Consider the following 23,777-nt stretch of genomic DNA (forward strand, 5'->3'; position numbering starts at 1 on the left):
TTCCATGTCCCATACGCTCGCTACCATTGTACTGGCCGCTGCCGGCGCTGTGATGGTGATAGCGGGCCTGCTGTTTTTCAGGCATCCTCGTTGGTTGCTCACCTGGCTGAAAGGAATGGTGATTTTCGGTGTCATTCTGGCCGGGCTGTATGTCCTCGTTATCGCGGTAAATCTGACCAGCTACCAATCGCTGGTCGGTATGCAGACCGTGGCGAGCATCTCAACGCAACGACAGGCTGAGCAAATCTGGGAGGTCTCCCTCGAAAGCCAGGATGGTTTGTCTGTGGTGAGGACGCTCCAGGGTGACCAGTGGCAGATTGACGCCAGAATCATCCGGTTCAGCGGACCCTTCCGATGGCTTGATATCGCTCCCGGGTATCGGCTTGAGCAATTGAGCGGGCGTTATACGTCTCTTGAGCAGGAGCGGTCGGCCCCGAGGACAGTTATAGGGCTGTCTGAAGTGATCTGGCCGGACCTATGGCAGTGGGACCTTCAATTCAACTTGCCGTTTGTGGAGGCCGTGGACGGAAACATGACGTTCATGCCAATGCGGGATGGGGCTGTTTTCGAGGTAAAGCTATCCTTCTCGGGCCTGGTTGCTGTGCCGGTCAACGAGCAGGCGAGGGAGGCTGTGCAGTTCTGGAATCAATAGATTTCGTGGCATAAAAAAGCCTGCATCGAAACGCAGGCTTTTTTGTGCTTGCCGGGGGCAATCAGCCCATCTTGAACAGTTCGCCCAGCTTGGTTGCCAGCATCATATCGCCTTCGGCGCGCAGCTGACCTGCCATGAATGCCTGCATGCCGTCGGTCTCTCCAGAAACGATGCCCTGCAGGGTTTCGGAGTTCATGATCAGGGTAACAGAAGGATCGTCGTGGGCGCCTTCGTGCATTTTGCAGGTGCCGTCATTGATGACGAGGTGATAGGTCTTGTCGTCCTCGATGTCGAACTGGAATACCAGGTCCAGGCCTTGAGCTGCGTCTGCGTTGAAATTCTGTTCGAGTTGTTCAAATACCTGAGCTACAGACATTGTTTTACCCTTTTGATGGTTGTCTAGTCATGATCACGACGGCTTGATGTCCCTGGCTGCACGAGCCTGATCGGGTGCCCGGGTAGAGCCGACCTCGCAATCCGACTTTATGGTGAGTGGTCGGCCCTGTCAAGATCGATCGAACGCTTGTTTTAATTTTTTTGCTCTCCTTATCACCATAAATTCGGTAAGTTACACTCTTGTTCCCGCACACTGAGTTGGAGAAGCACTTTGGAGTTCCTGACAGAATACGGTTTGTTTTTGGCCAAGATCGTTACTTTCGTGATGGCGGCCCTGGTGGTGATCTCTGTCATCATGTCCGCGGCCCAGAAGGATCGGGGCGATCATGAGGGCGAGGGAGAACTCAAGATCCGGAAACTCAACGAGAAATACGAAAAGTTGCGTGAAACGATTCAGTCCCGGCTGATGTCTGATCACCAACGAAAGGTGTTCCAGAAGGCCCGGAAGAAGGCTCAGAAGGCGGAGAAAAAAGCGGCCAAGGCCGCGAAGAACACCGATGAGAAGGATGACAGTCGTGGTCGCGTCTATGTTCTGGATTTTGACGGCGATATCAAAGCCAGCGACACGGATCCGCTTCGCAGGGCGATTACAGCCGTGTTGAGTATTGCCGATCCGGAAAAAGACGAAGTTGTTGTCCGTCTGGAGAGTGGTGGTGGGCTGGTTCATTCCTATGGCCTTGCGGCCGCTCAGCTGGATCGAATTCGCAGCAAGGGTGTTCGCCTTACCGCCTGTGTTGACAAGGTCGCGGCCAGCGGTGGTTACATGATGGCCTGTGTTGCCGACCGGATCGTCGCCTCGCCGTTCGCCATTCTGGGGTCTATTGGCGTGGTTGCCCAACTCCCGAATTTCCACCGTTTTCTCAAAAAGAACGACGTGGACTTTGAAGTGCTGACCGCCGGCGAGCACAAACGCACTATGACCATTTTCGGTGAAAACACCGACAAAGGGCGTCAGAAATTCCTGGAAGATCTGGAAGACACCCACGGACTCTTTAAAGAGTATGTGAGCGAACGACGCCCTGATCTGGACATAGCCGCGGTTGCCAATGGCGATATCTGGTTTGGCAAGCGGGCTTTGGAGGTAAAACTGGTCGATGAGATCAAGACCTCCGACGAATATCTCATTGAAGCCTGCGACCGCGCAGACGTAGTCTCAGTGGCATACCAGCGCAAACGGACTCTTCCGGAAAAACTCGGATTGGCCACCAGTTCGGCGCTTGAACACACTGTCTGGAAAGTCCTGGGCGCCTTCCGCAACCAGAAGTTCCAGTAGACTACCGAAAGCGGAGAAGAATGATGACAACGAATTCCGAATTCAAAGCCTGGCGCGTTGAAGAGCAGAACGGTGAGTATGTCGGTTCCGAAAAATCGCTTAGTACTGGCGATTTATCCGATGGCGAGGTTCTGATCCGGGTCAGCCACTCCTCTCTCAACTACAAGGATGCGCTGTCGGCTTCCGGCAACAAGGGCGTTACCCGTTCTTTCCCTCATACACCAGGCATCGACGCCGCAGGTGAGGTCGTTGAATCTGCTACTGGCAAGCCGTCGGACGGCAGCCCCGTTATCGTGACGGGTTATGACCTGGGCATGAATACCGACGGTGGCTTTGGCGAATACATCCGCGTACCTGCAGGCTGGTGCGTTCCCATGCCCGAGGGGTGGAACGCCCGTACCGCGATGATCTATGGCACCGCTGGCCTCACGGCCGGTCTCTGTGTCCAGAAGCTTCTGACCATGGGGGCCAAGCCGGAGCAGGGAACAGTCGCTGTGTCTGGAGCCTCTGGTGCCGTTGGCACCGTTGCGGTTGAACTGCTTGCCAACCTTGGGTTCGACGTCGTCGCCATCAGCGGCAAGGCCGACCATGCGGACGATCTCAAGGCTCTTGGGGCAAAAGAAGTTGTGGGCCGTGAAACCCTGGCCGAGGAAAAGAAACCGCTCGTCAAACCGGCATTTGCCAACGCCGTAGATACGGTGGGTGGCGGCCCGTTGGCCGAACTGCTCAAGCAGATTAAGCCTGGTGGCTCAGTATCCTGTTGTGGTCTTGTAGCCGGTCCGGGCCTTCAGACCACCGTGCTGCCGTTTATCCTGCGAGGCGTGAATTTGCTGGGTGTGGATTCGGTAGAGATTCCGCTGGCGGAGAAAGAAGCCGTATGGAAGAAATTCGCCGGGGAGTGGGCGTGTCCGAAGACCGAGGCTGCCGCTCGTGATATCGGTCGTGGTGAGCTTGATGGGGCGCTGACGGCGTTTTTGAAAGGCGAATCAGCTGGAAAGATTGTTCTGGATCACTCCAAGTAATTCTTTCTGGCTGGTGCTGTTTGTCGGATTACGGCTTTGCCTAATCCGACCTACGATACTGTACTGAGAGATTTGTATAGAAGAGAGGGGATTCACCTTCCGAAACTGTGCGGAGCCCAAGCTTCACAGGGATGTGCCGCAAGGAGCGTGTTTTGGAAAGTGAATCCCCTCTCTTTGTACTCTAGAGTTTGATAACTAAGACGCACGACGCCGGAAGAGCGGAATGTCGGTGTCGGTCGCGGCCTGGTAGCCCTGACTGAAGAAGTTCAGGCACCTTTGGGCCTTGGTGATGTCCTTATCCGCACGCAGCACGTAGGCGTCAAACCCGCAGCGCTTCATGAACTGCAGCTGATCCAGCAGCACGTCGCCGATGGCCCGAAGCTCGTTCTCAAAGCCGAATCGCTCACGGAGTAGCCGGCCAATGCTATAACCCCTGCCATCACTGAATTTCGGAAAATTTACCGCAATTACCGGCAGCTCATTCACGCGACCATCCAGAATCTCCGGCTCATCGTGGCTGTCGAACCACACGCCAATATCCTGCCTTCCTGTGAAGTGCTCGTAACCGGCCAGCCACAGATCCGCCGGAATCAACGCCGGCTGATCCGCCGGAATATCCAGCGATTCGCCTTCGGCCGGGCGGGGGACGACAACCCAGTGGTCCTGACGGATACTGCCATCCGGTGAAATAACGTTAGGCATAAACCCGCTCCTTGAAAGGATCAATTCCGACACGACGATAAGTGTCCAGGAAGGTTTCTTCTTCCGTGCGCTTATCCACGTAGACATCAATGATTTTTGTAATCACCTGGGGCATCTCGTCCCGGGCAAACGACGGCCCCAGAATCTTGCCGATTGAGGCATCGTGATGGGACGAACCGCCAAGGCTGATCTGATAGAATTCCTGGCCTTTCTTGTCGACGCCAAGAACACCAATGTTGCCGACATGGTGGTGACCGCAGGCATTCATGCAGCCAGAGATGTTCAGATCGATATTGCCCAGGTCGTACAGGTAATCCAGATCATCGAACTGCCGCTGGATGGCCTCGGCCACCGGAATGGACTTGGCATTGGCCAGGGCGCAGTAATCACCGCCGGGGCAGCAGATAACGTCGGTCAGGGTATTCAGGTTCGCGGTACCGAAACCCATGGGCGTAATCGCCTGCCAGAGTTCAAACAGCCGATCCTGGCGCACATCGGCCAGCACCACGTTCTGTTGGTGAGTGACCCGGATTTCACCGAAGCTGAACTCGTCTGCCAGATCAGCAATCTGTTCAAGCTGCTTGTCACTGACATCGCCAGGAGGAGTGCCGGTTTTCTTCATCGTCAGGGAGACGATGGCATAGCCTGCCTTCTTGTGGGTGTCCACGTTGTGGGTCAGCCACTGGTCAAAGCCCCGGTTCTCAAACCGCTGGCTGGCCAGCAGGTCCGTGGCATTGTCGATAGCCGCGTAATCCGGTTCAGTAAAGTAGCCCTGGATACGTTGAATCGCCTCGGGCGTCAGCCGGGTCGGGGATTCCTTGATATGCTGCCACTCTGCTTCCACTTTTTCAGCAAAGCCCTCAGGGGTCAGAGCCTTCACCAGAATCTTGATCCGGGCCTTGAACTTGTTGTCGCGCCGACCGTATCGGTTATAGACGCGAAGCACGGCCTCCAGGTAGGTCAACAGATCCAGTTCCGGCAGGAAATCGCGAATTACCGGCCCGACCATGGGCGTACGGCCAAGACCACCGCCCACGTGTACCCGAAAACCGAGATCGCCGGCCTCGTTGCGTACCATCTGAAGCCCGATGTCGTGCACCTGGATGGCGGCTCGATCGGTTTGCTCGGAAGCGTTCACGGCAACCTTGAATTTCCGCGGCAGGAAGGCGAATTCCGGATGGAACGTGGACCACTGGCGAATGATTTCGCAGTAGGGCCGCGGATCCGCAATCTCGTCCGACTGAACACCGGAGAACTGGTCTGTGGTGGTATTACGAATGCAGTTGCCGCTGGTCTGGTTGGCGTGCATTTCCACTTCCGCGAGTTCCGCAAGAATGTCGGGAACGTCTTCCAGCGCCGGCCAGTTAAGCTGCACATTCTGGCGAGTGGTGAAGTGCGCATAGCCTTTGTCGTAGTCCCGGGTGATTCGCGCAAGCCGGCGAAGCTGGTCCGAGCGCATCATGCCGTAAGGAACACAGATCCTGAGCATGGGGGCAAGACGCTGAACGTACAGGCCGTTCTGCAGGCGAAGGGGAAGAAACTCGTCTTCAGCCAATTCTCCGGCCAGCGCTCTTTCGGTCTGGTCACGGAACTGGGCAACCCTCTCGGCAGCCATTTGCCGATCGTGTTCATCATATACGTACATAGTGGGAAGATCCTGCTTGAAAGCGACATATCCAGGCCGGCGGCCTTATATCTGACGGGAAGGATAACAGCGGGTTTTTATTCTTAAAATGATTATTTCAAAATATGTTTATCGACTCAGGCGATAAGCAGAAGGAACAAGGGACTGGACGAATATCAATTAACTGCTTAACTTGGAGGATGACGTTAGCAGTGCGCTGCTGCCGTGATAACAAGAAAAACACGAGACAAAAACTCGGAAAGAGGAACAGACATGAAAAAGACCGCACGTTCTGACAGTCAGGCCGATGCCGTTGCCGCCGTGCTGCTGGTGGTTCTTGCCGTGGCTTTCGCGGTGGTCTGGGTAGCTGGCCAGTAGTCTACTGGCTCGCCAGGACCAGATTTACAATAACGATCAGGCCCACAACAAAGCTGGCTGTGAACAGAATGCCGGCGATGATGTAAGGCCAGGGGCTATGGCTTGAGAAGTCCTCTTCCCGGCGCTTGTCGGACTGAACTCCGAACGCGCCGGCGAGTATGCTTTGCATGACTTTCAAGACGCCAGGTCCACGCGGCTTTCGTTCTTCCCGTTTTTCCGCTTCTGAAGATTCAGTCATACATCCGCCCCTGATCTGTGCTTCACCCGAAGCTTACTCTGCCGGATCGTACGCCAGGCTTGGCGCAAGCCAGCGTTCTGCCTCGGCCTTGGAAATGCCTTTGCGTTCAGCATAGTCCTCAACCTGGTCAGCGCCAATTTTCCCTACTGCAAAATACTTGGATTCCGGATGCGCAAAGTACCAGCCGGAGACGGCAGCGGTCGGGAACATGGCAAAGTGCTCGGTCAACTCGATGCCTGCGGTATCAGTGGCCTCGAGCAAATTGAACAGGGTTGCCTTCTCCGTGTGGTCCGGACACGCAGGGTAGCCGGGTGCCGGGCGTATTCCGCGGTACCTTTCCTTGATCAGGTCATCGTTGGCCAGCTTTTCATCGGCGGAATAGCCCCAGAACTCCAGGCGAACCCGCTCGTGCATCCGCTCGGCAAAAGCCTCTGCCAGACGGTCGGCCAACGCCTTCACCATGATCGCGTTATAGTCGTCGTTGGCGTCCTTGAACTCTACCGAGAATTCTTCAGCACCAATGCCGGTGGTCACCGCGAAACCGCCCACGTAGTCAACGGTGTCGGAGCCCTCAGGCGCCACAAAATCCGATAGCGCCATCATGGGTTTGCCCGGTGCCTTTTCATCCTGCTGACGGAGGTGGTGCAGGGTAGTCAGCTCCTCGGTGCGGGACTCGTCGGTGTAAAGCACGACATCGTCACCGCGGCGGTTGGCTGGCCAGAAACCGATGACGCCACGGGCAGAGACCCGCTTTTCATCAATCATCCGGTGCAGAATCTTCTGGGCATCGTCAAAGAGGTTGCGGGCCGCCTCACCACGCTTCGGGTCATCAAAAATGGCCGGGTACTTGCCGGAAATATCCCAGGACATGAAGAACGGCGTCCAGTCGATGTAGTCCACCAGCTCATTGAGGTCATATTCCTCGAACACCCGGATGCCGGCAAACGCCGGTTTCGGGGGCTGGTAGCCTTCGAATGAGATCTCCGGGGCGCGATCACGGGCTTCCTTCAGGGAAACCAGCTTGGTCCGGTCACCCCGGTTCTTCCGGCGTTCCCGGATCTCGTCGTATTCGGTACGGGCGGCTTCGACAAATGCCGGCTTAGCCGTCTTGCTGAGGAGTTGGGACGCCACATTCACGCAGCGGGATGCGTCCGATACGTAAAGGGCGATGTCGTTCTTGAACTGAGGTTCGATCTTCACCGCCGTGTGGGCTTTTGAGGTTGTCGCACCACCAATCATCAGCGGGATTTTGAAATCCAGTCTTTGCATCTCACGGGCTACGTGCACCATTTCGTCCAGGGACGGGGTGATCAGCCCACTGAGGCCGATAATGTCGACATCATGTTCTTTTGCCGCCGCAAGGATCTTGTCGCAGGGCACCATCACACCCAGGTCAATCACCTCGTAGTTGTTGCATTGCAGCACCACGCCCACGATGTTCTTGCCGATATCGTGGACATCGCCTTTCACCGTGGCCATGAGGATCTTGCCCTTGGCCTTCTGGTCTTCCGTCTTTTCAGCCTCAATATAGGGGATCAGGTGTGCCACGGCCTGTTTCATCACGCGGGCGCTCTTGACCACTTGGGGCAGGAACATCTTGCCATCGCCGAAGAGGTCGCCGACCACGTTCATGCCGTCCATCAACGGGCCTTCAATCACTTCGATGGGATGTGTGGCACGCTGGCGACAGGCTTCGGTGTCGTCCACGATGTAGGTGGTAATGCCTTTGACCAGTGCATGTTCCAGACGCTTTTCCACCGGCCATTCACGCCAGGCGAGGTCTTCCTCCTGGGTTTTGCCACCTTTGCCTTTGTAGCGCTCAGCAATTTCGAGCAGACGGTCGGTGGAATCAGCACGACGGTTAAGGACAACATCTTCCACCAGCTCCTTGAGCTCCGGATCAATCTCGTCGTAGATCACCAGCTGGCCGGGGTTCACGATGCCCATGTTCATACCGGCCTTGATGGCGTGGTAGAGGAACACCGAGTGGATCGCCTCCCGGACCACGTCATTACCCCGGAACGAGAAGGACACGTTACTCACGCCGCCAGAAATTGAGGCATGAGGCAGGTTTTTCCGAATCCAGCGAGTGGCGTTTATGAAGTCCACCGCGTAGTTGTTGTGTTCTTCGATGCCGGTGGCAATGGCGAAGATGTTCGGGTCGAAGATGATATCGCCCGGGTTGAAGCCGATCCCGGTCAGCACGTCGTAGGAACGCTTGCAGATCTCGGTCTTGCGTTCGTAGGTGTCTGCCTGCCCCTGTTCGTCAAAGGCCATCACCACGACGGCGGCACCGTAGCGCATGCAGTCTTTCGCACGTTTGACGAACTCTTCCTCGCCTTCCTTGAGACTGATGGAATTCACCACCGCCTTACCCTGGATGCAACGCAGGCCTGCCTCGATCACATCCCATTTGGAGGAGTCGATCATGATCGGCACCCGGGAAATATCCGGCTCCGAGGCAACCAGGTTCAGGAAGGTGACCATCACCTCCTTCGACTCCAGCATGCCCTCGTCCATGTTGATGTCGATGATCTGGGCACCGTTTTCAACCTGGTCCCGGGCAACGCTCAGGGCCTCTTCGTATTGCTCTTCCTTGATCAGGCGCAGGAAGCGCTTGGAGCCGGTGACGTTGGTTCGCTCCCCCACGTTGATAAACAGAACATTGTCATCCCCGGTAAATGGCTCCAGGCCAGACAGACGCAACGCTTTAGGGCGCTCGGGAATTTTCCGGGGTGGATGCTTGGCCACCGCCTGGGCAATCGCTTCAATATGGTCCGGTCGTGAGCCACAGCAGCCACCGATGATGTTCAGGAAACCGTCACGGGCAAAGCCTTCGATAATCTCGGCCATTTCCTCGGGCGTCTGATCGTATTCACCAAACTCGTTGGGGAGCCCGGCGTTGGGGTGGGCGCTGACATAGGTTTCTGCCTTGGCGGACAGCTCTTCCACATAAGGGCGCAGGGCGTCGGCACCCAACGCGCAGTTGAGGCCCACCGAGATGGGATTGGCGTGCGCTACGGAGTTCCAAAAGGCTTCGGTGGTCTGACCGGAAAGGGTTCGGCCGGAGGCATCGGTAATGGTGCCGGAAATCATGATCGGCAGGGTGGTGCCGCTGTCCTCAAAGTACTGCTGAGTGGCGTAAATCGCCGCCTTGGCGTTGAGGGTATCGAAAATGGTTTCGATCAGGATCAGGTCGCAGCCGCCTTCGACCAGGCCTCCGACTGCCTCGTAGTAGTTATCGACCAGGGTCTGGAAATCGACATTGCGGTAGCCGGGGTTATTTACATCCGGTGAAATGGAGGCCGTCCGCGATGTAGGCCCGACCGCTCCGGCGACAAATCGCGGCTTATCCGGGTTTTTCGCGGTGTATTCGTCGGCAATCTGCCGGGCCAGTTCAGCCGCGGCCACGTTCAGTTCCCTGGCAATCGATTCCAGCCCGTAATCCGCCTGGGAAAGCTGGGTGGAGTTGAAAGTGTTGGTCTCGATAATGTCCGCGCCGGCGTCAAGATAGTCTGCGTGGATGTTGCGGAGCAGGGCGGGCTGGGTCAGGTTCAGCAGGTCGTTGTTGCCCTGGACTTCGCGCTCGTAGTCGGCAAACCGATCGCCACGGAACGCCTTCTCGTCCAGCTTGAGATTCTGGATCATGGTGCCCATGCCGCCATCAAGGATCACAATGCGTTCCTGCAGGGCCTTGTGGAGCTGGTCGAGACGGGTGGTGCGATCGGTCATAGGTTTACTTCCGGATGTCGTTAAAAACGCGGTATTAAATTCAATGGCGCGGGATGATAGCAAAATTGCCACAGCCCGTCTTAGTACGAATGACGATTATCAATTGTCCACTGCAAATACCTGCCAATACGGGAAATTCATTACCTTCGTAAAGCCTGACTATTTTACTGGGTCTTTCATGTTCCGGCGAACTCCCTTAAAATGGATCCAAACTTTCAAACGGGTTGAAAACATGGCTCAGGTTACTGTGACAGATCCCGCTCGGGATTATCTTGCACAACTTATCGAAAAACAGGACGTGGAAGGCATGGGCGTACGTATCTTCGTGACCCAGCCCGGCACCAAAAACGCCGAAACCTGTCTGGCCTACTGCCCGCCCAACGAAGTAGTACCGACGGACGAGCAGGTAGATCTGGACAAGTTCACCCTGTATCTGGACCACAATTCCGTGCCCTTCCTCGAAGAGGCCTACGTGGATTACTCCAAGGACCAGATGGGGGGGCAGCTCACCATCAAGGCGCCGAACGCAAAAGTGCCCAAGATTGATGACGACGCACCCCTGCCGGATCGGGTGAACTATATCCTCGCTTCGGAGATCAACCCGAACCTGGCCGCTCATGGTGGCGAAGTATCTCTTGTCGAGATCGTCGACGAATCCGTGGCCGTACTGCGTTTCGGTGGTGGTTGCCAGGGTTGCTCGGCAGTCAGCCTGACCCTGAAGCAGGGCGTGGAATCAACCTTGAAAGAGCGGGTTCCGGAAATCACTGCAGTGCGTGATGTGACCGACCATTCTTATACCGAAAACGCCTACTACCAGTAAGTCCTTCCTGCCCGGTTTGCCGCGCCCTCCGGGGCGCGGTATCTATTCCGGCCTGCCGCATTACCGCCTTCGCCATGGCTGCTCGGCCAATGTTGTGACATTTCAATTACTTCATCATTTGTCGCATACACAGCAACTGCAGGCAGGTACTATCCTGTCTGTCCGTTAACGGCATTATCACCGCCTTAGAATGGATTACACTCTTCTACCGGGGTCAACCTTGTTCGACGTTGCGCTTCTTTCAGTGCCGCTCATGGCGGCCGTTGTTGGTTGGCTGACCAACTGGCTGGCCATCCAGATGTCCTTCTATCCGGTGCAGTTCATCGGGGTGGGGCTGATAGGGTGGCAGGGCGTTATTCCTCGCAAAGCGGAAAAGATGGCGCATATCTGCATCGACAGGACGCTTCAGCAGTTCGGCGACCTCAACGCTGTCTACCAGAAGCTTGAGCCGCAGCGCATCGTTGAGCAGGTGATTTCCCAGGTGACCCCGCGGATGGATGAGTACATCGATGAGGTAATGTACGAAATCCAGCCGGTCCTTTGGGACAACCTTCCGTTATTTGTCAGAAACCGGATTTATCAGTGGGCCCGTGAACAGCTGCCCTCCAGGGTAGAGGAGCTGGTGGAGGACTTTGGTGACGATCTGGACGAGTTGGTCGACCTCAAGGCTCTGCTCAGCCGCGAACTCGAAAAACATCCGGACATGATGAACCGGATTTTCCAGCAAGCCGGCGCGGTGGAGCTTCAGTCTGTGATCAACCGAGGTGCGGTTATCGGCGGCATTCTTGGTGCTGTCCTTGTGCCGTTATGGACCCGCTATCCGGAACCCTGGCTGCTGCCGCTGGGCGGCTTCGTGGTCGGTTTCGTGACCAACTGGATTGCCATCAACCTGATTTTCGCGCCGCTCAGGCCCCGACGAATCCTATTTTGGAAGGTCCAGGGTTTGTTTTTGCGAAGGCAGCCGGAAATCAGTGATGTCTGGGCCAGGCTGGTGGCGGAGGAACTGATTACTGTAGAGAAGGTTGCCGACGCCATGATCAACGGCAGCCACGGTGACAGAACCCGTGCGATTATCCAAAAACACCTTCGCCCCTTACTGGACAACTCTGTCATTATGAAGCTGACGGCGCAGGTCACCGTTGGCATGACAGGTTACACCGAGCTCAAGAAAGCCATGAACCAGAAGGCGGTACTGGCTACGCGTGACGTGTTCAGTGACCCGGCTTTTAACCGTGAGCGGGCACCTGTGGTAGCCGAAGTTCTGTCCGGACAGATGAAAGCGCTGAAACCCGATGAATTCCAGGACATCCTGCGCCCGGCGTTCCGGGAAGAAGAGGTCCAGTTGATGATTGTGGGCGGTATTTTTGGTGCCCTGGCAGGGTTACTCCAGTTCGTTTCCCTGAACTATCTGAATTTCTAGCCGGAATGAATCCCGTTATCGGGAGTACAAGGAGGAAGGCCATGCCTTTTTGGCTAACACTGACAATCCAGATTCTTGCAACCGTTGGCGCCGTGCTTGTCACTCTCTGGGGGTTCTGGCGTTTCGTGGTCCGTCCATACCTCGATGCCAGGGTGGCGGAACTGATTGAGGCCGGCCGTGAAATCGAACCGGCGGTGACTCGTGGCGTAAAAAAGGGTGTGGCAGATACCATCCGGGAACTGCCAGAAAGCGCCCTTGACGGCACCGTTAAAGAATCGACCCGCCAGTTCCTGAAATTTGGCTCTGGCCTGTTTGAGAACGGCCTGAGCAGCTTCCTTGGCAGTGCAGCCGACCTGGAACGCAACAGGCAGAAGGACGGCGCCGCCTCAAGGGACTCTAAAGACAGTTAGTTGGCCTTGGCAGCCCCGCAATCCTGCAGGCGGTCTTTGCAGGGGTGCCGGGAAACAGCTGCATCAGGTAGATACTGTTCCCCTTATCCTCGCCGAGCGCCTCTTTGACCGCCTTCACAAACAGGCGATTAGAGGGTGGCGACATTTCATGCTCTTCATAAAAAGTCCGAAGAAACGTTATGATTTCCCAGTGTTTTTCTGTGAGATCCACGTCGTCCTCGGCAGCGATGGCCGTCGCTACACTTTCGGTCCACGCCTGGGCGTCTTCAAGAAAGCCTTCGTTGTTTCGTTGTGGCATTGCATTACTGACCATGGTTTACCAACTGATTACCCGTTGTGCCTGCAATGAAAGCGTTACCATCTCCGCAAAGTCCACAGAACTGACGTTGCCACTCAGAACTCCAAGTCCGCGCGCCTTGACGTCCGGAGTGAGCGCAAAGACCTTGCTGGCGCCCGGCAGAAGGTTCCCGCGTGCCAGCAACAGCACGCCGTTGCCTGTCAGAAGAAGCCCGTCTTCCGCAGACATCATTTCAACGCACCGCGCGGCCCGGGGATGATCGGGGGATTTGTTCAATATGTGCAATGTCTGGATGTCAGTCATCTGAGCTAACCTGCAAATGCGGTGTGGTCATAGTCAGTGAGGAGATCGGCATCAGCATCTACCAGGGTGACACCTTCAATCAGCGAATGCTCATCGAGGCCGTAGGCAATGCAGGCAGCCCGATCAGCCAGGATCGCGTCAATGCCGAATATCGGTGCTGCAGCGAGATTCTTCTCCACAGACTTCTGTTCAATGCCTCCGGCGTGCTGAGCCTGTCTCAGCCAGTTAACGCCAGGCCCGGTGAATAGCAGGGATGCCGACTGGTCGAAGGCTGCCAGCGAAAACGCCATATCCAGTGCTTCCCGTCCGGTCCACGCGCCATAGGGAGGCTGGTCAATCATGATCAGTGTGCTCATGGTCAGTCTCCAGCGTGGAAATAAAGCGTGCGCGTGGATTTGATTCGTCCTTCGACCCATTCACCGAGGCCGGCGATTTCAAACGGGGCCCGAAGATTGGCCGAAGGCAATTCATAGCGATTCTGCTCGGTTTCGTTGACCAGGCCTCGACGCAGAGCCGAGGCAATGCATGCCACGCCGGGAATACTGTGCTGGGTGAGAAACCGCGACCATTCGTCTGGCCAGTGGGTTTCGTCAGACGGCGGCGCGCAGAGCGCGGAGGCCAGATGCACACCGTCACCGTAGAGGAACACCCGGTCAATGTGATGGCCAGCATCTACCGCTGCCTTCGCAAAGCCGAGAGCGGTCTGTGGCGCCTGAGACGAGTAGGGCGCGCCGGTAATTACCAGGGTAAAGGTTTCGGACATGGTTCCTGTTCGTTATAAGTCTGCCAGATAATAACTTTCAGTTTACCGAAAGCAAAAACCCCGGCAACTGCCGGGGTTTTCATGCGGCTTGTTCAGACTGTTATCAATCTTCGCCACTGAACGCAGACAGCAGGTGCAGCAGGCTGACGAACAGGTTGTAGATGGAGACATACAGGCCGACCGTGGCGATCACGTAGTTGCGTTCACCACCCTTGATGATCTGGCTGGTCTCGAACAGGATCATGATCGAGGCAAAGATCGTGAAGCCTGCGGATACTGCCAGATGCAGAACAGAACTCTCCATCAGGAAGGCCAGCAGCATGGCACCGATCAGCACAAACGCACCAGCAGTCAGGAAGCTGGACATGAAGCTGAAGTCTTTTTTGGTGATGATGGCCGTGGCAGACAAACCAACAAATGCCACCGCAGTCAGTGTAAGCGCCTGGGCGACAATTGAGGACGCGCCGGCAGCCACAAAGGCCCCAATGATCGGACCCAGGGTGTAACCCATGAAGCCGGTCAGAGCGAAAGTGGTCAGAATGCCCCAGGGGCTGTTCTTCAACTTATAGGTTGCGAACAGCAACCCAATGTATCCCACGATGGTGATCAGGAAGCCCGGGTGGGTTCCGTTCATGTTCAGGAATGCTGTCAGCGCCGAGAAGGCGAGTGTCATGCCAAGCAGCATATAGGTGTTGCGCAACACCTTCATTGCATCATCGCTGATGCCTGTGGTCGCGCGCTCCGTCTGGGGAGTCGAATAGGCTCCCTGAGAGTTCTGAACGCCGAATCGTCTGTCTTCCATTGTCATCTCCGTTTATAACGACTGGATACTGGTTCCCATAATAGTGTCAGATACGCAACTTTCAATCATTTACGACAGGAAACCGTCTCCCGGATTCCATTAAAAACCATTAATGTTGAAAAATGCGGCGGGTTTTATGCAGAGCGTTGACAGCACAGGCAATTCCGGTATCATGCTCACCGCTGTCGCAATGGCGGCGAATGGAAAAACCGGTGGGCTGGCAGAGTGGCTTAATGCAGCGGTCTTGAAAACCGCCGAAGGTTAGTAGCCTTCCCGGGGTTCGAATCCCTGGCCCACCGCCATTTTTCCTCTTACCTTTCTTTCTCCCGAATCTACTGTCTCCCTCGTGCTAATTTCCGGCGTAACGACGTGATTATCCCTACTTGGTTTGAAGCCTGTTAACCCTCATTATCTTAAACAGAGACCGAGAGGGGAGATATGGGCGAATTTCAGAATCATCAGTCATCTGATACCGGTTCGGCCGAGCGCCGGAACCGCAAGTTCTCCGTGTCCGCAAATCGGGGCAGCGCGAGCCATAAGGTGCGTTACGTGGAGGCCGGCGGGGCCGCCGTTGATACAGGCGAATGCACGTTCTGCCAGTCTGTACCGGATCTTTCAGAGGGCTTTGAAGGTAGGGAGGGAAACCGGGACAGCTGACGCAGCCCCGGCTATAAGTCGAGGGCGGATCAGAGATCCCGGCCCGGATAGATTGCTTCTTTCTGCTCGTCTGCCCGCTGCTGGCGAGCTGCCAGAGCCGCTGGCTCGTTCTTTGGTACCTGCCAACCTTCCAGATTCTCTTCGATCAGTTTCACCAGGGCTTCGATGTGCCCGGGTGTGGCGTTCAGCGCCGTGATGTAGCTGAACCCTTCACCGCCGGCCTCCATGAAGTACTCACGGTTTTCTTCGTCGATTTCCTCAATGGTTTCCAGGCAATCGGATGAAAAGCCGGGGCAGAATACGTCGATGGATTTGACGCCTTTGCCTGGCAGGGACTTCAGGGTTTCATCCGTGTAGGGCTTGAGCCACTCTTCCCTGCCAAAGCGAGATTGGAACGTGGTCATGTAGTCCTCTTTGCTCAGGCCCAGGCGTTCGGCCAGCAGCCGCGAGGTTTTGTGGCACTCACAGTGGTACGGGTCGCCCTTGGTCAGGTACTTCAGTGGCACCCCATGATAGGAGAACACCAATTTCTGGTTGCGTCCATGGTTTGCCCAATGTGCCTCGATATGGCGTGCCATGGCTTCGATGTAGGGCGGGTAATCCGGGTAGTGGGAAATAAACCGGAAATCCGGCAGCCAACGCCGCTTGGAGAAATCTTTGGCGATCGCATCGAAGGTAGAGGCCGAGGTTGATGCGGAGTATTGGGGATACAGCGGCAGAACCAGCAGTTTCCGTACGCCCTGTTCCTGCATCTCATCAAGAACCCGGGAAATTGAGGGGTTACCGTAGCGCATGGCAAAGCCGACGACCACATTAGGGCCGTACTTGCGTTTGAGTGCCTCTCGGATGCCCTCAGCCTGCTTTGCAGTGTGCAGCAGAAGGGGAGAGCCTTCCGGCTGCCAAACGCTGGAGTAAGCCTCTGCGCTTCGCTTTGGACGAATTCTCAGGATCACACCGTGAAGGATCAGCCACCAGAGAGGCCGCGGCAACTCGACCACCCGGGGGTCCGAGAGAAATTCAGCCAGGTAGCGACGGAGGGCCGAGGTTGTCGGTGCATCCGGGGTCCCCAGGTTGGTAACCAGCACTCCCAATCGGTCAGATTGGTTGTGGCTGAAATTCTCTGAACCTTTGTATTGCATGCAGTAGATCCTGAACGTTGGTTAGGCGGCAGCAGTGTCAGCCTTTGTCGGCGGCCTGCTGCGCCATTCTTGGTGCAAGGCCGGAAATGTCGTAACCGGCGTTGCGTGCTTTGGTAAAGATCTCATCGGCTGATGTGTTTCTGGCCGCGCTCAGTGCCCAGAGCACGGTGCAGCGGGTCCCGGAGCGACAGAATGCCAGTACGGGTTTTTCGGCGTCCCGGATCATCGGCGCGAAGCGGTTTACGTCGTCGTCAGTGATGTTGCCCGATTCCACAGGCATGTATACCCACTCAAGGCCCTGTTCCCTGGCTGCGGATTCGATATCGGCCATGGCAGGCTGGCCCGGCTCTTCGTGGTCAGGGCGATTTGCTACAAGCGTCTTGAAGCCCAGTTTCGCGGCTTCTGCCACGTCTTCAATGGAAATCTGTGGGGCCACCGAAATGTTGTCGTCGATCTTTCTGATATCCATGGATGTCATTCTCCGAATCGGGTAGTGGAGCTGCCGCCATGATCGCACAGCCCCCGGGCTGTGTCAGAATGGCGGCGGGTAAATTTACAGAAAATACTTACACTTTCGCACGGTTGCGCTCAATGACTTCGAAAATGCCCATGCCCGCAACCATGGCCGCAACGAACACCGCCGCCTTGGTTTCACCGGCACCGAGCGCGACCAGTCCCGGTCCGGGGCAGAAGCCGGCGATACCCCAGCCAACACCGAACATAAGACCGCCGAGTACCAATCGTTTATCGATGTGAGCACTGGTGGGTATTTTCATGTGGAACCCCAGGAAGGAAAGGGTGCGCTTGCGGGCAACGGCAAACGCGATCACGCCCACCATGATGGCGCCGCCCATCACAAACGCCAGTGAAGGATCCCAAAGGCCTGCGATATCAAGGAAGCCGAGCACCTTTTCAGGGTTGGCCATGCCGGAAACAATAAGCCCCATTCCGAAGACAAGGCCAGCAAACAGTGAAGCAAGAGAAAATTTCATGGCATCACACCCCCATCAGATGACGAATCACGTACACGGTGACAAATCCGGCAGCCATGAAGCTCATCGTGGCTGCCAGCGAGCGCAGCGATAGGCGTGACAGACCGCAAACCCCGTGTCCGCTGGTACAGCCGGAACCGTATCGGGTGCCGATTCCCACCAACAGCCCCGCAATAATGAGCGCGGGATAGCCGGCCTCAATTTCAATAGGGGGAAGTTCCGTTGCCAGTATCCAGACTGCCGGTGCACCGATCAGCCCGGCAAGGAAGGCCACGCGCCAGGCAATATCGCCTTTTGCCGGTGAAAGAAGCCCGCCAAGAATTCCACTGATGCCTGCAATCCGCCCGTTGAGAAGCAGAAAGCTGGCGGCAGCTATGCCCACCAGAATGCCACCCGCCAGCGCTGACCAGGGGGTGAAGTTACTCCACGCAATTTCAATCATCTGATACTCCGAATTTTAAAGACTGTCATTTTGGAATAAGCATATATCTTGGGGCAATAATACCAAAAAAAAGCCCGGCAAAGGATGCCGGGCAGAGGCGTGCGAGTAGTATCCATGAAAGACTTCCAGACAAACCGGCATCAGCAGGGACGCCGGTATTGGGAAGTATTGACTATATTTTGAACACTTCAAGCGAGACTCACTTTCGTTTGAAAACATTTTTTCATATTGGATGCGTCTTTATACTGCCGCCTTTCACTGCGCGGGTTCCAGGCCGACTGAAATCCGGGCAAAGCTGTAATACAATGGCGGTTAGAAAGAACCATCCGCACTCCCGAGGTTGTACATGTCTGACGAGAACGACAATAAGCCGGAGAATGATCCGCAACTGGCGGCAAAAATCAAGGGTTCAGCCCGCCAGATCTGGCTGGCCGGATTGGGCGCCTATACCAAAGCCGAGGAAGATACTGGCCGTTTCTTCGAGCGTCTCGTGCAGGAAGGTGAGCAGCTCGAGAACAAAACCCGTGGCGTCGTCGAAAAGCAGATGAAGTCCGTGGAGGATCGGGTTGAAGGGGTTCGGGAGCGAGCCACTGGCACCTGGGACCGGCTTGAGCACATGTTTGACGAACGGGTGTCCGGTGCCCTGAGACGCCTGGGCATACATCGCCGTGAAGAAATCGAATCTATGGAGCGGCGTATTGAAGCCCTTGAATCAGAACTTGCCCGCCTGCGGAAACGTGCCGGTGACGACGAAGAATAACGTTACGGCTCAGAGATAATCCCGGCTCATCAGCCGGGCTTCCTCCCGGTCGGCCGGCGCAAGGTAGGGCAGCACCAGGTGCATCATCTGGTAAACACCCCGACCCGGATCCACTGCCTCCCGGTCATCCAGGTGAGAGAGCGTATCGAAAGCGCTCCAATAACAAGCGGTTAGCGTTAACTGCTCACAAAGAGAATCAAGTTCTTCCTGCCCAATCGCCATAATGCCCTGGCGTCGAAAGCTCTCGCAAATCGTCTTGAAAGCCAGTCTTTTCTTTTTCTGGATGCGCTTGAATCGTACCTGCAGTTGATCGTACCGGGACAACACGTTAACCAGATCCTGATAGAGAAACCGGTAGCGGGCTACGGTCTCGAACAGCAGATGCAAAAAGAATCCCTGCTGGTCGAGGCTGATGTCGGCGTCTTCCGGAACCGCCAACAGGTCCACCATCTCGCGTTCGTACTGGTCGAAGATTTCCTCGACAATGTCGCCTTTGCTCTTGAAGTGGTAATAGAGGTTGCCCGGGCTGATATCCATCTCATCAGAGATCAGCAGGGTGGTGACATTGGGTTCGCCGACGGTGTTAAACAGCGCCAGGCTGGTCTGGAGGATACGGTCGCGGGTTTTGATTTTTTTCATATCGCGCCGGACCAGCCCCTAGAGCTCGAAGCTCGCCCAGACCGGACAGTGGTCGGACGGCCTTTCCATGGCTCGAATGTCGTAGGAAACACCCGCTTTCCGGGCTTTGGGCAGCAGGCTGTTACTGGCCATGATCAGATCAATCCGCAGACCACGCCTGGGGTCTCGTTCGAAACCCTTGCTGCGGTAGTCAAACCAGCTGAAGGTGTCCGCTTCATCGGGGTGAAGGTGCCGGAACACATCGGTATAACCGCGTGATTCAACCTGGCCCAGCCATTCCCGTTCCTCCGGCAGGAAAGAGCATTTGCCGGTTCGTAGCCAGCGTTTGGCGTTGTCGGCGCCGATACCAATGTCTTTGTCGGTTGGAGAGATGTTCATATCCCCCATGACCACCACGTGGCCGCCCGCTTTCTTGAGCGCGTCCAGGTAACGCATCAGATCCGCGTAGAACTTCTCCTTGGCAGGAAACTTCACCGGATGGTCACGGCTTTCACCCTGGGGAAAATAGCCGTTGATCACCGTCAGCTTTTCTCCATTGACGGTGAAATGGCCGGTAATCAGCCTACGCTGGGAATCCTCACCATCCCAGGGGTAGCCTTTGGTCACTTCTTCAGGCTCCGCTTTTGAGAGCAGGGCAACGCCATAGTGGGTTTTTTGCCCGTGGAAATGCACGTGGTAGCCAAGGTCCCGGATCGCTTCTACCGGAAAGTCGTCGTCCTGAACCTTGGTTTCCTGAAGGCCGATAAAATCCGGTGCGAGGGCGTCTATTACGGCTTTCAGCTGGTGCAGGCGGGTGCGGATACTGTTGACGTTGAAAGAAACGAACATCATTTCAAAATACTCTCCGGCGTTGATTCCCGTCGGAGTTTACCATACTGACCCCCGGGGTCTGCCTTGGCAGAGGCGACAGTTTCAGGGGGTCAGTTCACAATCCGGGGTAGTATTCACTTGATAGCGGATATGCGCGGTGTAGTTTTCATCCCGGTTTTTCCGGATATTGGTGAGGCCCAGATAGTCGGAAAGGGCACCAGAGTTGCTGTAACCCAGCACGATGGGGTCGACCAGGAAACGCAGGACCATGCCAGTGGGGCGTATCTGTACCACATGATCGGCATTCACCTGGTCGTTCTCGACCCGTTCCAGCACGAAACCGTAATGCTCGCCCCGGGTAGGCCCGAGAAACCGGAATTCAACCGGCTCGCCAGCCACAACACTCTGCCAATTCTGACGGACGAAGTTATCGAACCCGGCATCCACAACGGTATTTTCCGGGTATGTCACCTCGAATTGCTCTGAATCGCCGCCTGGCGTCTGCCAGTCGATCGCCAAAGTGTCCGTTGCAGGGTAAGTGATCTGCATTTCTTCACTGAATGTCGGCTGAACGAAATTTACGGACGGACGCAGCACTGAAACCTCGTATTCAAGGTCTTTGCGGGCGAACGACTCGTCCACGTCCGGTTTGAAGTAGGTCACCTCGTGTTGCCGGGGCCGAAACACGCCTTCCTCACAGGTGCCATCAACGGAGTGGCGCTCTTCGTAAATGACGCTGCCGTCTCCAGCGCTTGCGGTACCGATGAAACTGTAATCTGCGGCAGCGGCCGGCCATGAGGCTGCCAATAGCGCCACATAGGCGGAACAGGTAACGTGCTTCATCGAACCAGCTCCGGGTAAAGTGTTTTGCGGGCGAACAGCAGCAGCGGAAAAACAACCAGCCAGCCAAACCCGAGAGCAATCAGTGATGGCAACAGTTCAGGCAGCTGCACTGCGCCGAGCTGGCTCGCCGACCAATAGGCGAAGGGGCCGGCAAAGGGCGCAAGCACGAAGGGCAGCCAGGCTTTCTTGCTGATCCAGTCGAGGGAATGGCTCAGGGTCGTCATGAAGATGGCCCAGATGGCGACAAGCCACGGGGGAGTCAGCATCACCTGGCCGGAGCCGTCGTCCAGAATACCGGTCCGGAACCAAATGCCGTCCAGAATTGAGCCGACGACGGTTCCCAGGCCGATGAACTGAAGCTCGGTCATCCGGTTCTGGCTAACCAGGACAAAATGGAGCACCAGAAAGATCACTACGATGCCGGCGCCGATCAGCCCGGGATAAAACACGCAGGCAAACCAGCCCGCCTGGAACAGCAGGAAATTAAGAACGTTTCGGGCAGTCTCGGAGGCGATCATACGCTCACGATGTTCTCGCGTTTGTTGCCGGGCTTGGCGAACACCAGCTGCGCAACGCCAATGGCACGCTCGCTGAAGCCGGCTTCACAGTAGGCAAAGTAAAAGTGCCACAGGCGCCGGAATGCTTCGTCGTAACCCATCGACTCCAGCTTATCCCGCTGGGCCATGAAGCGGTCGCACCAGTCGTGAAGGGTCCGGGCATAGTGAAAGCCGGTATCCTCGGCATGGGTGAGTACCAGTTTGCTTTCCTTTCGAACCGATTCGAGGATTGCTCCGAAAGAGGGAATAAAACTTCCCGGAAAGATAAATCGCTGGATAAAATCCACGTTTTTCAAAGCTCTCTGGTACCGCTGCTCCGGCATGTTAATGGCCTGCACCAGAGCCAGCCCGTCGGGCTTCAACAGGGCATTTATCTGAGAAAAATAGCTGTCGAGAAACTGGGGACCAACGGCTTCAATCATCTCGATGGAAACAAGTTTGTCGAATTGCCCCTCGAGGTCCCGGTAATCGTCAAACAGGAGGGTAATCTGGTCCTCCAGCCCCTCTTTCTGGACTCGTTCTTTCGCCAACTCCAGCTGTTCTCTGGAAATGGTCGTCGTGGTGACATGACAGCCGTAGTGTTTGGCGGCATGGATCGCAAAGCCGCCCCAGCCAGTGCCGATTTCAACAACCTTGTCCCCGGGCTGGAGGTCCAGCTTCCGGCAGATGGTGTCCAGTTTGTGCACGGCCGCTTCTTCAAGGCTCGATTCGGCGCTGGGATAGATCGCCGACGAGTACATCATGGTTGGATCGAGGAATGTCTCGAACAGGTCATTGCCAAGATCGTAATGGGCGCTGATGTTCTTACGGGAGCCTTCCTTTGTGTTCCTGTTCAGCCAGTGCAGACCTTTCAGGGCGGGCTTGGTAACCCAACTGAACCGGTCTTCAAATTCGTTCATGCGGTCGACGTTGCGGGTAAAGAATCGGAGCAGGGCGACCAGATCGGGGGTTGACCAATCTCCGGCGACATACGCTTCCGCCGCGCCGACGCTTCCTCCGGTCAGCAGGTCCCGCCAGGTGCTGTGATCGTGGATAATCAGCTCTGCCGGCTGGTATTGGCTGGCGCCATCGCCGAATACCAGATCCTCGAATCCGGATTCCCGAACCGTCAGTTTGCCCTCGCCCAGCAAACGGAGCTGTTGAATCACCAGGGCACGTGCAAAACGGCTGATAGCCGGCAGGCTGCCCGACTCGGATTTGGTGTTTTCAACCGAAGTATTCAGGTTCTCCATGAACTTACCCTTCCACGAATCTTGTCATTGGTCTCGGAGCTGGTGACATCCAGCCCGGAATCATCGTGCCCACGGCGGTAGGCGGTATCGTCCTCGGAAAGCTTGTCGGGGTGGGTGTAGAACGGTGCCCCCTTGAGCTTGAGGCGGAGGGCGTGCCAGTAAATCCCTGCCACAACCTTGAATGCCTCAAGCGGAAACTTTCGAAGACTTATGTGCACATCTTTACGAGTGAGAGGGGTACGTTGGACTACCAGAGTGGCATCAAAATGCTTGCGGCCCTCTTCCAGAACATTCATGTGAATTCTCAGATCGGGGCCCCGGAAACTGAAAGTCCACTCGTAGTGCTGGTTCATGCCGTTGAAAGGCGACACATGAAAGCGTTTGCTGAAACCAAACTGTTCGGTGCGCCAGCCCGCCTGGTTCGGCTCTGCGCCCGTTGTTTCCAGGCAATAGGCATGACGGTCATGCCACGGGGTGTTGGTAATCTGGGCCACAATGACCTTTGGGACCACGCCATCCGCCGGACATTCCCCGGCCCGGTAGCAGAAATAGAAGCTGACCGGATTGAACACGTAACCAAAGTAGCGCGGATGGGTAATGAGCTCGACTTCGCCATCCGGGCGCCAGCCGGTGGCCCGTTCCACGTGGTCACGCACAGCGCCAGACAGGTCGACTGTCTCCGGACTGAAGTAATCCCTGCGCTTCAGAGACATCCAGTTGAAACGTTCCAGGGAAAATAGCGGGCTGATACCGGAAACCTGGTTCCACTCGTCGGTGTCGAGGGCCAGCATGCCGGTGCTGTAGCTGAATTCGTGCTGCACCGGGTACTTCCGCCTGTGCCGGACAGTACCCACCAGCCATTGGCTGTTCACG

Annotated in this window: 28 protein-coding genes and 1 tRNA gene; 9 read left to right on the top strand and 20 right to left on the bottom strand. The window is 56.1% G+C overall.

The annotated features are described in order from the left end of the window. Nucleotides 1-4 precede the first annotated feature (4 nt). The gene (locus tag J3362_RS06085; RefSeq protein ID WP_349518615.1) at nucleotides 5-652 is read left to right on the top strand and encodes a multidrug transporter; all 648 of its coding nucleotides are present in this window, start codon (nucleotides 5-7) and stop codon (nucleotides 650-652) included. A gap of 61 nt (nucleotides 653-713) precedes the next feature. On the opposite strand, the gene J3362_RS06090 is transcribed toward J3362_RS06085, so the two are convergent. Next, the gene (locus J3362_RS06090) at nucleotides 714-1,028 is read right to left on the bottom strand and encodes an SCP2 sterol-binding domain-containing protein (protein ID WP_008171697.1); all 315 of its coding nucleotides are present in this window, start codon (nucleotides 1,026-1,028) and stop codon (nucleotides 714-716) included. Nucleotides 1,029-1,259: 231 nt separating this feature from the next. Here J3362_RS06090 and sohB point away from each other — a divergent pair, with 231 nt between their 5' ends. Together sohB and J3362_RS06100 are read left to right on the top strand one after the other, a co-directional pair. Continuing rightward, on the top strand, nucleotides 1,260-2,321 hold the full coding sequence (gene sohB, locus J3362_RS06095) for a protease SohB (protein WP_349518616.1): 1,062 nt from the start codon (nucleotides 1,260-1,262) through the stop codon (nucleotides 2,319-2,321). A 23-nt stretch (nucleotides 2,322-2,344) separates the two neighbouring features. Continuing rightward, nucleotides 2,345-3,343 (top strand): YhdH/YhfP family quinone oxidoreductase, encoded by a 999-nt coding sequence (locus J3362_RS06100; RefSeq protein WP_349518618.1) that lies wholly within the window; start codon nucleotides 2,345-2,347, stop codon nucleotides 3,341-3,343. A gap of 195 nt (nucleotides 3,344-3,538) precedes the next feature. Here J3362_RS06100 and J3362_RS06105 read toward each other — a convergent pair whose 3' ends face one another. The 4 genes from J3362_RS06105 to metH all read right to left on the bottom strand — a co-directional run bounded on the left by J3362_RS06105 (nucleotide 3,539) and on the right by metH (nucleotide 10,017). After that, nucleotides 3,539-4,045 carry a DUF934 domain-containing protein gene (locus J3362_RS06105; RefSeq protein ID WP_349518620.1) on the bottom strand — a complete coding sequence of 169 codons (507 nt, stop codon included), beginning with the start codon at nucleotides 4,043-4,045 and terminating at the stop codon, nucleotides 3,539-3,541. Continuing rightward, entirely contained in the window at nucleotides 4,038-5,690 is a 1,653-nt protein-coding gene (locus J3362_RS06110) for a nitrite/sulfite reductase (protein WP_349518622.1), read from the bottom strand. The genes J3362_RS06105 and J3362_RS06110 overlap by 8 nt, the downstream gene beginning before the upstream one ends. 358 nt (nucleotides 5,691-6,048) lie before the next feature. Beyond that, a complete protein-coding gene (locus tag J3362_RS06115; RefSeq protein ID WP_349518624.1) occupies nucleotides 6,049-6,285 on the bottom strand; it encodes a DUF2970 domain-containing protein in 237 nt (78 codons plus the stop codon). Nucleotides 6,286-6,318: 33 nt separating this feature from the next. Beyond that, nucleotides 6,319-10,017: a methionine synthase gene (gene metH / locus J3362_RS06120; protein WP_349518625.1), complete on the bottom strand. Its 3,699-nt coding sequence runs from the start codon at nucleotides 10,015-10,017 to the stop codon at nucleotides 6,319-6,321. 232 nt (nucleotides 10,018-10,249) lie between these two features. Here metH and nfuA point away from each other — a divergent pair, with 232 nt between their 5' ends. From nfuA to J3362_RS06135, 3 genes are all read left to right on the top strand, one after another. After that, nucleotides 10,250-10,837: a Fe-S biogenesis protein NfuA gene (gene nfuA, locus J3362_RS06125; protein WP_349518627.1), complete on the top strand. Its 588-nt coding sequence runs from the start codon at nucleotides 10,250-10,252 to the stop codon at nucleotides 10,835-10,837. A gap of 220 nt (nucleotides 10,838-11,057) precedes the next feature. After that, complete coding sequence (locus tag J3362_RS06130) at nucleotides 11,058-12,257, top strand: hypothetical protein (protein ID WP_349518628.1); 1,200 nt, start codon at nucleotides 11,058-11,060, stop codon at nucleotides 12,255-12,257. A 41-nt stretch (nucleotides 12,258-12,298) separates the two neighbouring features. Beyond that, nucleotides 12,299-12,667, top strand: coding sequence for a hypothetical protein (locus tag J3362_RS06135; RefSeq protein ID WP_349518630.1), 369 nt, complete (start codon nucleotides 12,299-12,301; stop codon nucleotides 12,665-12,667). On the opposite strand, the gene J3362_RS06140 is transcribed toward J3362_RS06135, so the two are convergent. The 5 genes from J3362_RS06140 to J3362_RS06160 form a co-directional block, all read right to left on the bottom strand. Beyond that, the gene (locus J3362_RS06140) at nucleotides 12,654-12,980 is read right to left on the bottom strand and encodes a TusE/DsrC/DsvC family sulfur relay protein (protein WP_349518631.1); all 327 of its coding nucleotides are present in this window, start codon (nucleotides 12,978-12,980) and stop codon (nucleotides 12,654-12,656) included. The two genes, J3362_RS06135 and J3362_RS06140, sit on opposite strands and share 14 nt — an antisense overlap. Nucleotides 12,981-12,983: 3 nt before the next feature. Beyond that, nucleotides 12,984-13,268, bottom strand: a complete 285-nt coding sequence (tusB, locus tag J3362_RS06145) for a sulfurtransferase complex subunit TusB (protein WP_349518633.1) — start codon at nucleotides 13,266-13,268, stop codon at nucleotides 12,984-12,986. Between the two features lie 5 nt (nucleotides 13,269-13,273). Continuing rightward, nucleotides 13,274-13,624: a DsrE family protein gene (locus J3362_RS06150; protein WP_349518635.1), complete on the bottom strand. Its 351-nt coding sequence runs from the start codon at nucleotides 13,622-13,624 to the stop codon at nucleotides 13,274-13,276. 2 nt (nucleotides 13,625-13,626) lie between these two features. Continuing rightward, on the bottom strand, nucleotides 13,627-14,031 hold the full coding sequence (gene tusD, locus J3362_RS06155; protein WP_349518637.1) for a sulfurtransferase complex subunit TusD: 405 nt from the start codon (nucleotides 14,029-14,031) through the stop codon (nucleotides 13,627-13,629). A 103-nt stretch (nucleotides 14,032-14,134) separates the two neighbouring features. Next, a complete protein-coding gene (locus J3362_RS06160) occupies nucleotides 14,135-14,833 on the bottom strand; it encodes a Bax inhibitor-1/YccA family protein (RefSeq protein WP_148607103.1) in 699 nt (232 codons plus the stop codon). 211 nt (nucleotides 14,834-15,044) lie between these two features. On the opposite strand from J3362_RS06160, the gene J3362_RS06165 reads away from it, so the two are divergent. Beyond that, nucleotides 15,045-15,135, top strand: a tRNA-Ser gene (locus J3362_RS06165). 136 nt (nucleotides 15,136-15,271) lie between these two features. After that, nucleotides 15,272-15,490 (top strand): hypothetical protein, encoded by a 219-nt coding sequence (locus tag J3362_RS06170; RefSeq protein WP_349518639.1) that lies wholly within the window; start codon nucleotides 15,272-15,274, stop codon nucleotides 15,488-15,490. Between the two features lie 29 nt (nucleotides 15,491-15,519). Here the strand turns inward: J3362_RS06170 and hemH are convergent, their stop codons facing one another. The 4 genes from hemH to J3362_RS06190 all read right to left on the bottom strand — a co-directional run bounded on the left by hemH (nucleotide 15,520) and on the right by J3362_RS06190 (nucleotide 18,063). Continuing rightward, nucleotides 15,520-16,629, bottom strand: coding sequence for a ferrochelatase (gene hemH / locus J3362_RS06175; protein WP_349518640.1), 1,110 nt, complete (start codon nucleotides 16,627-16,629; stop codon nucleotides 15,520-15,522). Nucleotides 16,630-16,666: 37 nt separating this feature from the next. Further along, nucleotides 16,667-17,098, bottom strand: a complete 432-nt coding sequence (locus J3362_RS06180) for a protein tyrosine phosphatase family protein (RefSeq protein ID WP_349518642.1) — start codon at nucleotides 17,096-17,098, stop codon at nucleotides 16,667-16,669. Between the two features lie 97 nt (nucleotides 17,099-17,195). Further along, the gene (locus J3362_RS06185) at nucleotides 17,196-17,621 is read right to left on the bottom strand and encodes a DUF6691 family protein (RefSeq protein WP_349518644.1); all 426 of its coding nucleotides are present in this window, start codon (nucleotides 17,619-17,621) and stop codon (nucleotides 17,196-17,198) included. A gap of 4 nt (nucleotides 17,622-17,625) precedes the next feature. Next, nucleotides 17,626-18,063 carry a YeeE/YedE family protein gene (locus J3362_RS06190; protein ID WP_349518645.1) on the bottom strand — a complete coding sequence of 146 codons (438 nt, stop codon included), beginning with the start codon at nucleotides 18,061-18,063 and terminating at the stop codon, nucleotides 17,626-17,628. Between the two features lie 346 nt (nucleotides 18,064-18,409). Here J3362_RS06190 and J3362_RS06195 point away from each other — a divergent pair, with 346 nt between their 5' ends. After that, on the top strand, nucleotides 18,410-18,823 hold the full coding sequence (locus J3362_RS06195; RefSeq protein WP_349518647.1) for a phasin family protein: 414 nt from the start codon (nucleotides 18,410-18,412) through the stop codon (nucleotides 18,821-18,823). Between the two features lie 9 nt (nucleotides 18,824-18,832). Here the strand turns inward: J3362_RS06195 and J3362_RS06200 are convergent, their stop codons facing one another. The 6 genes from J3362_RS06200 to J3362_RS06225 all read right to left on the bottom strand — a co-directional run bounded on the left by J3362_RS06200 (nucleotide 18,833) and on the right by J3362_RS06225 (nucleotide 23,776). Then, nucleotides 18,833-19,462 carry a TetR/AcrR family transcriptional regulator gene (locus J3362_RS06200; RefSeq protein WP_349518649.1) on the bottom strand — a complete coding sequence of 210 codons (630 nt, stop codon included), beginning with the start codon at nucleotides 19,460-19,462 and terminating at the stop codon, nucleotides 18,833-18,835. 18 nt (nucleotides 19,463-19,480) lie between these two features. After that, on the bottom strand, nucleotides 19,481-20,293 hold the full coding sequence (gene xthA / locus J3362_RS06205) for an exodeoxyribonuclease III (protein ID WP_349518650.1): 813 nt from the start codon (nucleotides 20,291-20,293) through the stop codon (nucleotides 19,481-19,483). Nucleotides 20,294-20,374: 81 nt separating this feature from the next. Continuing rightward, nucleotides 20,375-21,115, bottom strand: a complete 741-nt coding sequence (locus tag J3362_RS06210) for a hypothetical protein (RefSeq protein WP_349518652.1) — start codon at nucleotides 21,113-21,115, stop codon at nucleotides 20,375-20,377. Then, entirely contained in the window at nucleotides 21,112-21,633 is a 522-nt protein-coding gene (locus J3362_RS06215; protein WP_349518653.1) for a DUF2878 domain-containing protein, read from the bottom strand. Before J3362_RS06215 ends, J3362_RS06210 begins: the two co-directional genes overlap by 4 nt. Beyond that, nucleotides 21,630-22,904 carry a class I SAM-dependent methyltransferase gene (locus J3362_RS06220; RefSeq protein WP_349518654.1) on the bottom strand — a complete coding sequence of 425 codons (1,275 nt, stop codon included), beginning with the start codon at nucleotides 22,902-22,904 and terminating at the stop codon, nucleotides 21,630-21,632. Before J3362_RS06220 ends, J3362_RS06215 begins: the two co-directional genes overlap by 4 nt. Next, the gene (locus J3362_RS06225) at nucleotides 22,892-23,776 is read right to left on the bottom strand and encodes a DUF1365 domain-containing protein (RefSeq protein ID WP_349518655.1); all 885 of its coding nucleotides are present in this window, start codon (nucleotides 23,774-23,776) and stop codon (nucleotides 22,892-22,894) included. Before J3362_RS06225 ends, J3362_RS06220 begins: the two co-directional genes overlap by 13 nt. Nucleotide 23,777 lies beyond the last annotated feature (1 nt).

The sequence above is a fragment of the Marinobacter sp. NFXS11 genome, assembly GCF_040148675.1.
Lineage (GTDB): Bacteria > Pseudomonadota > Gammaproteobacteria > Pseudomonadales > Oleiphilaceae > Marinobacter.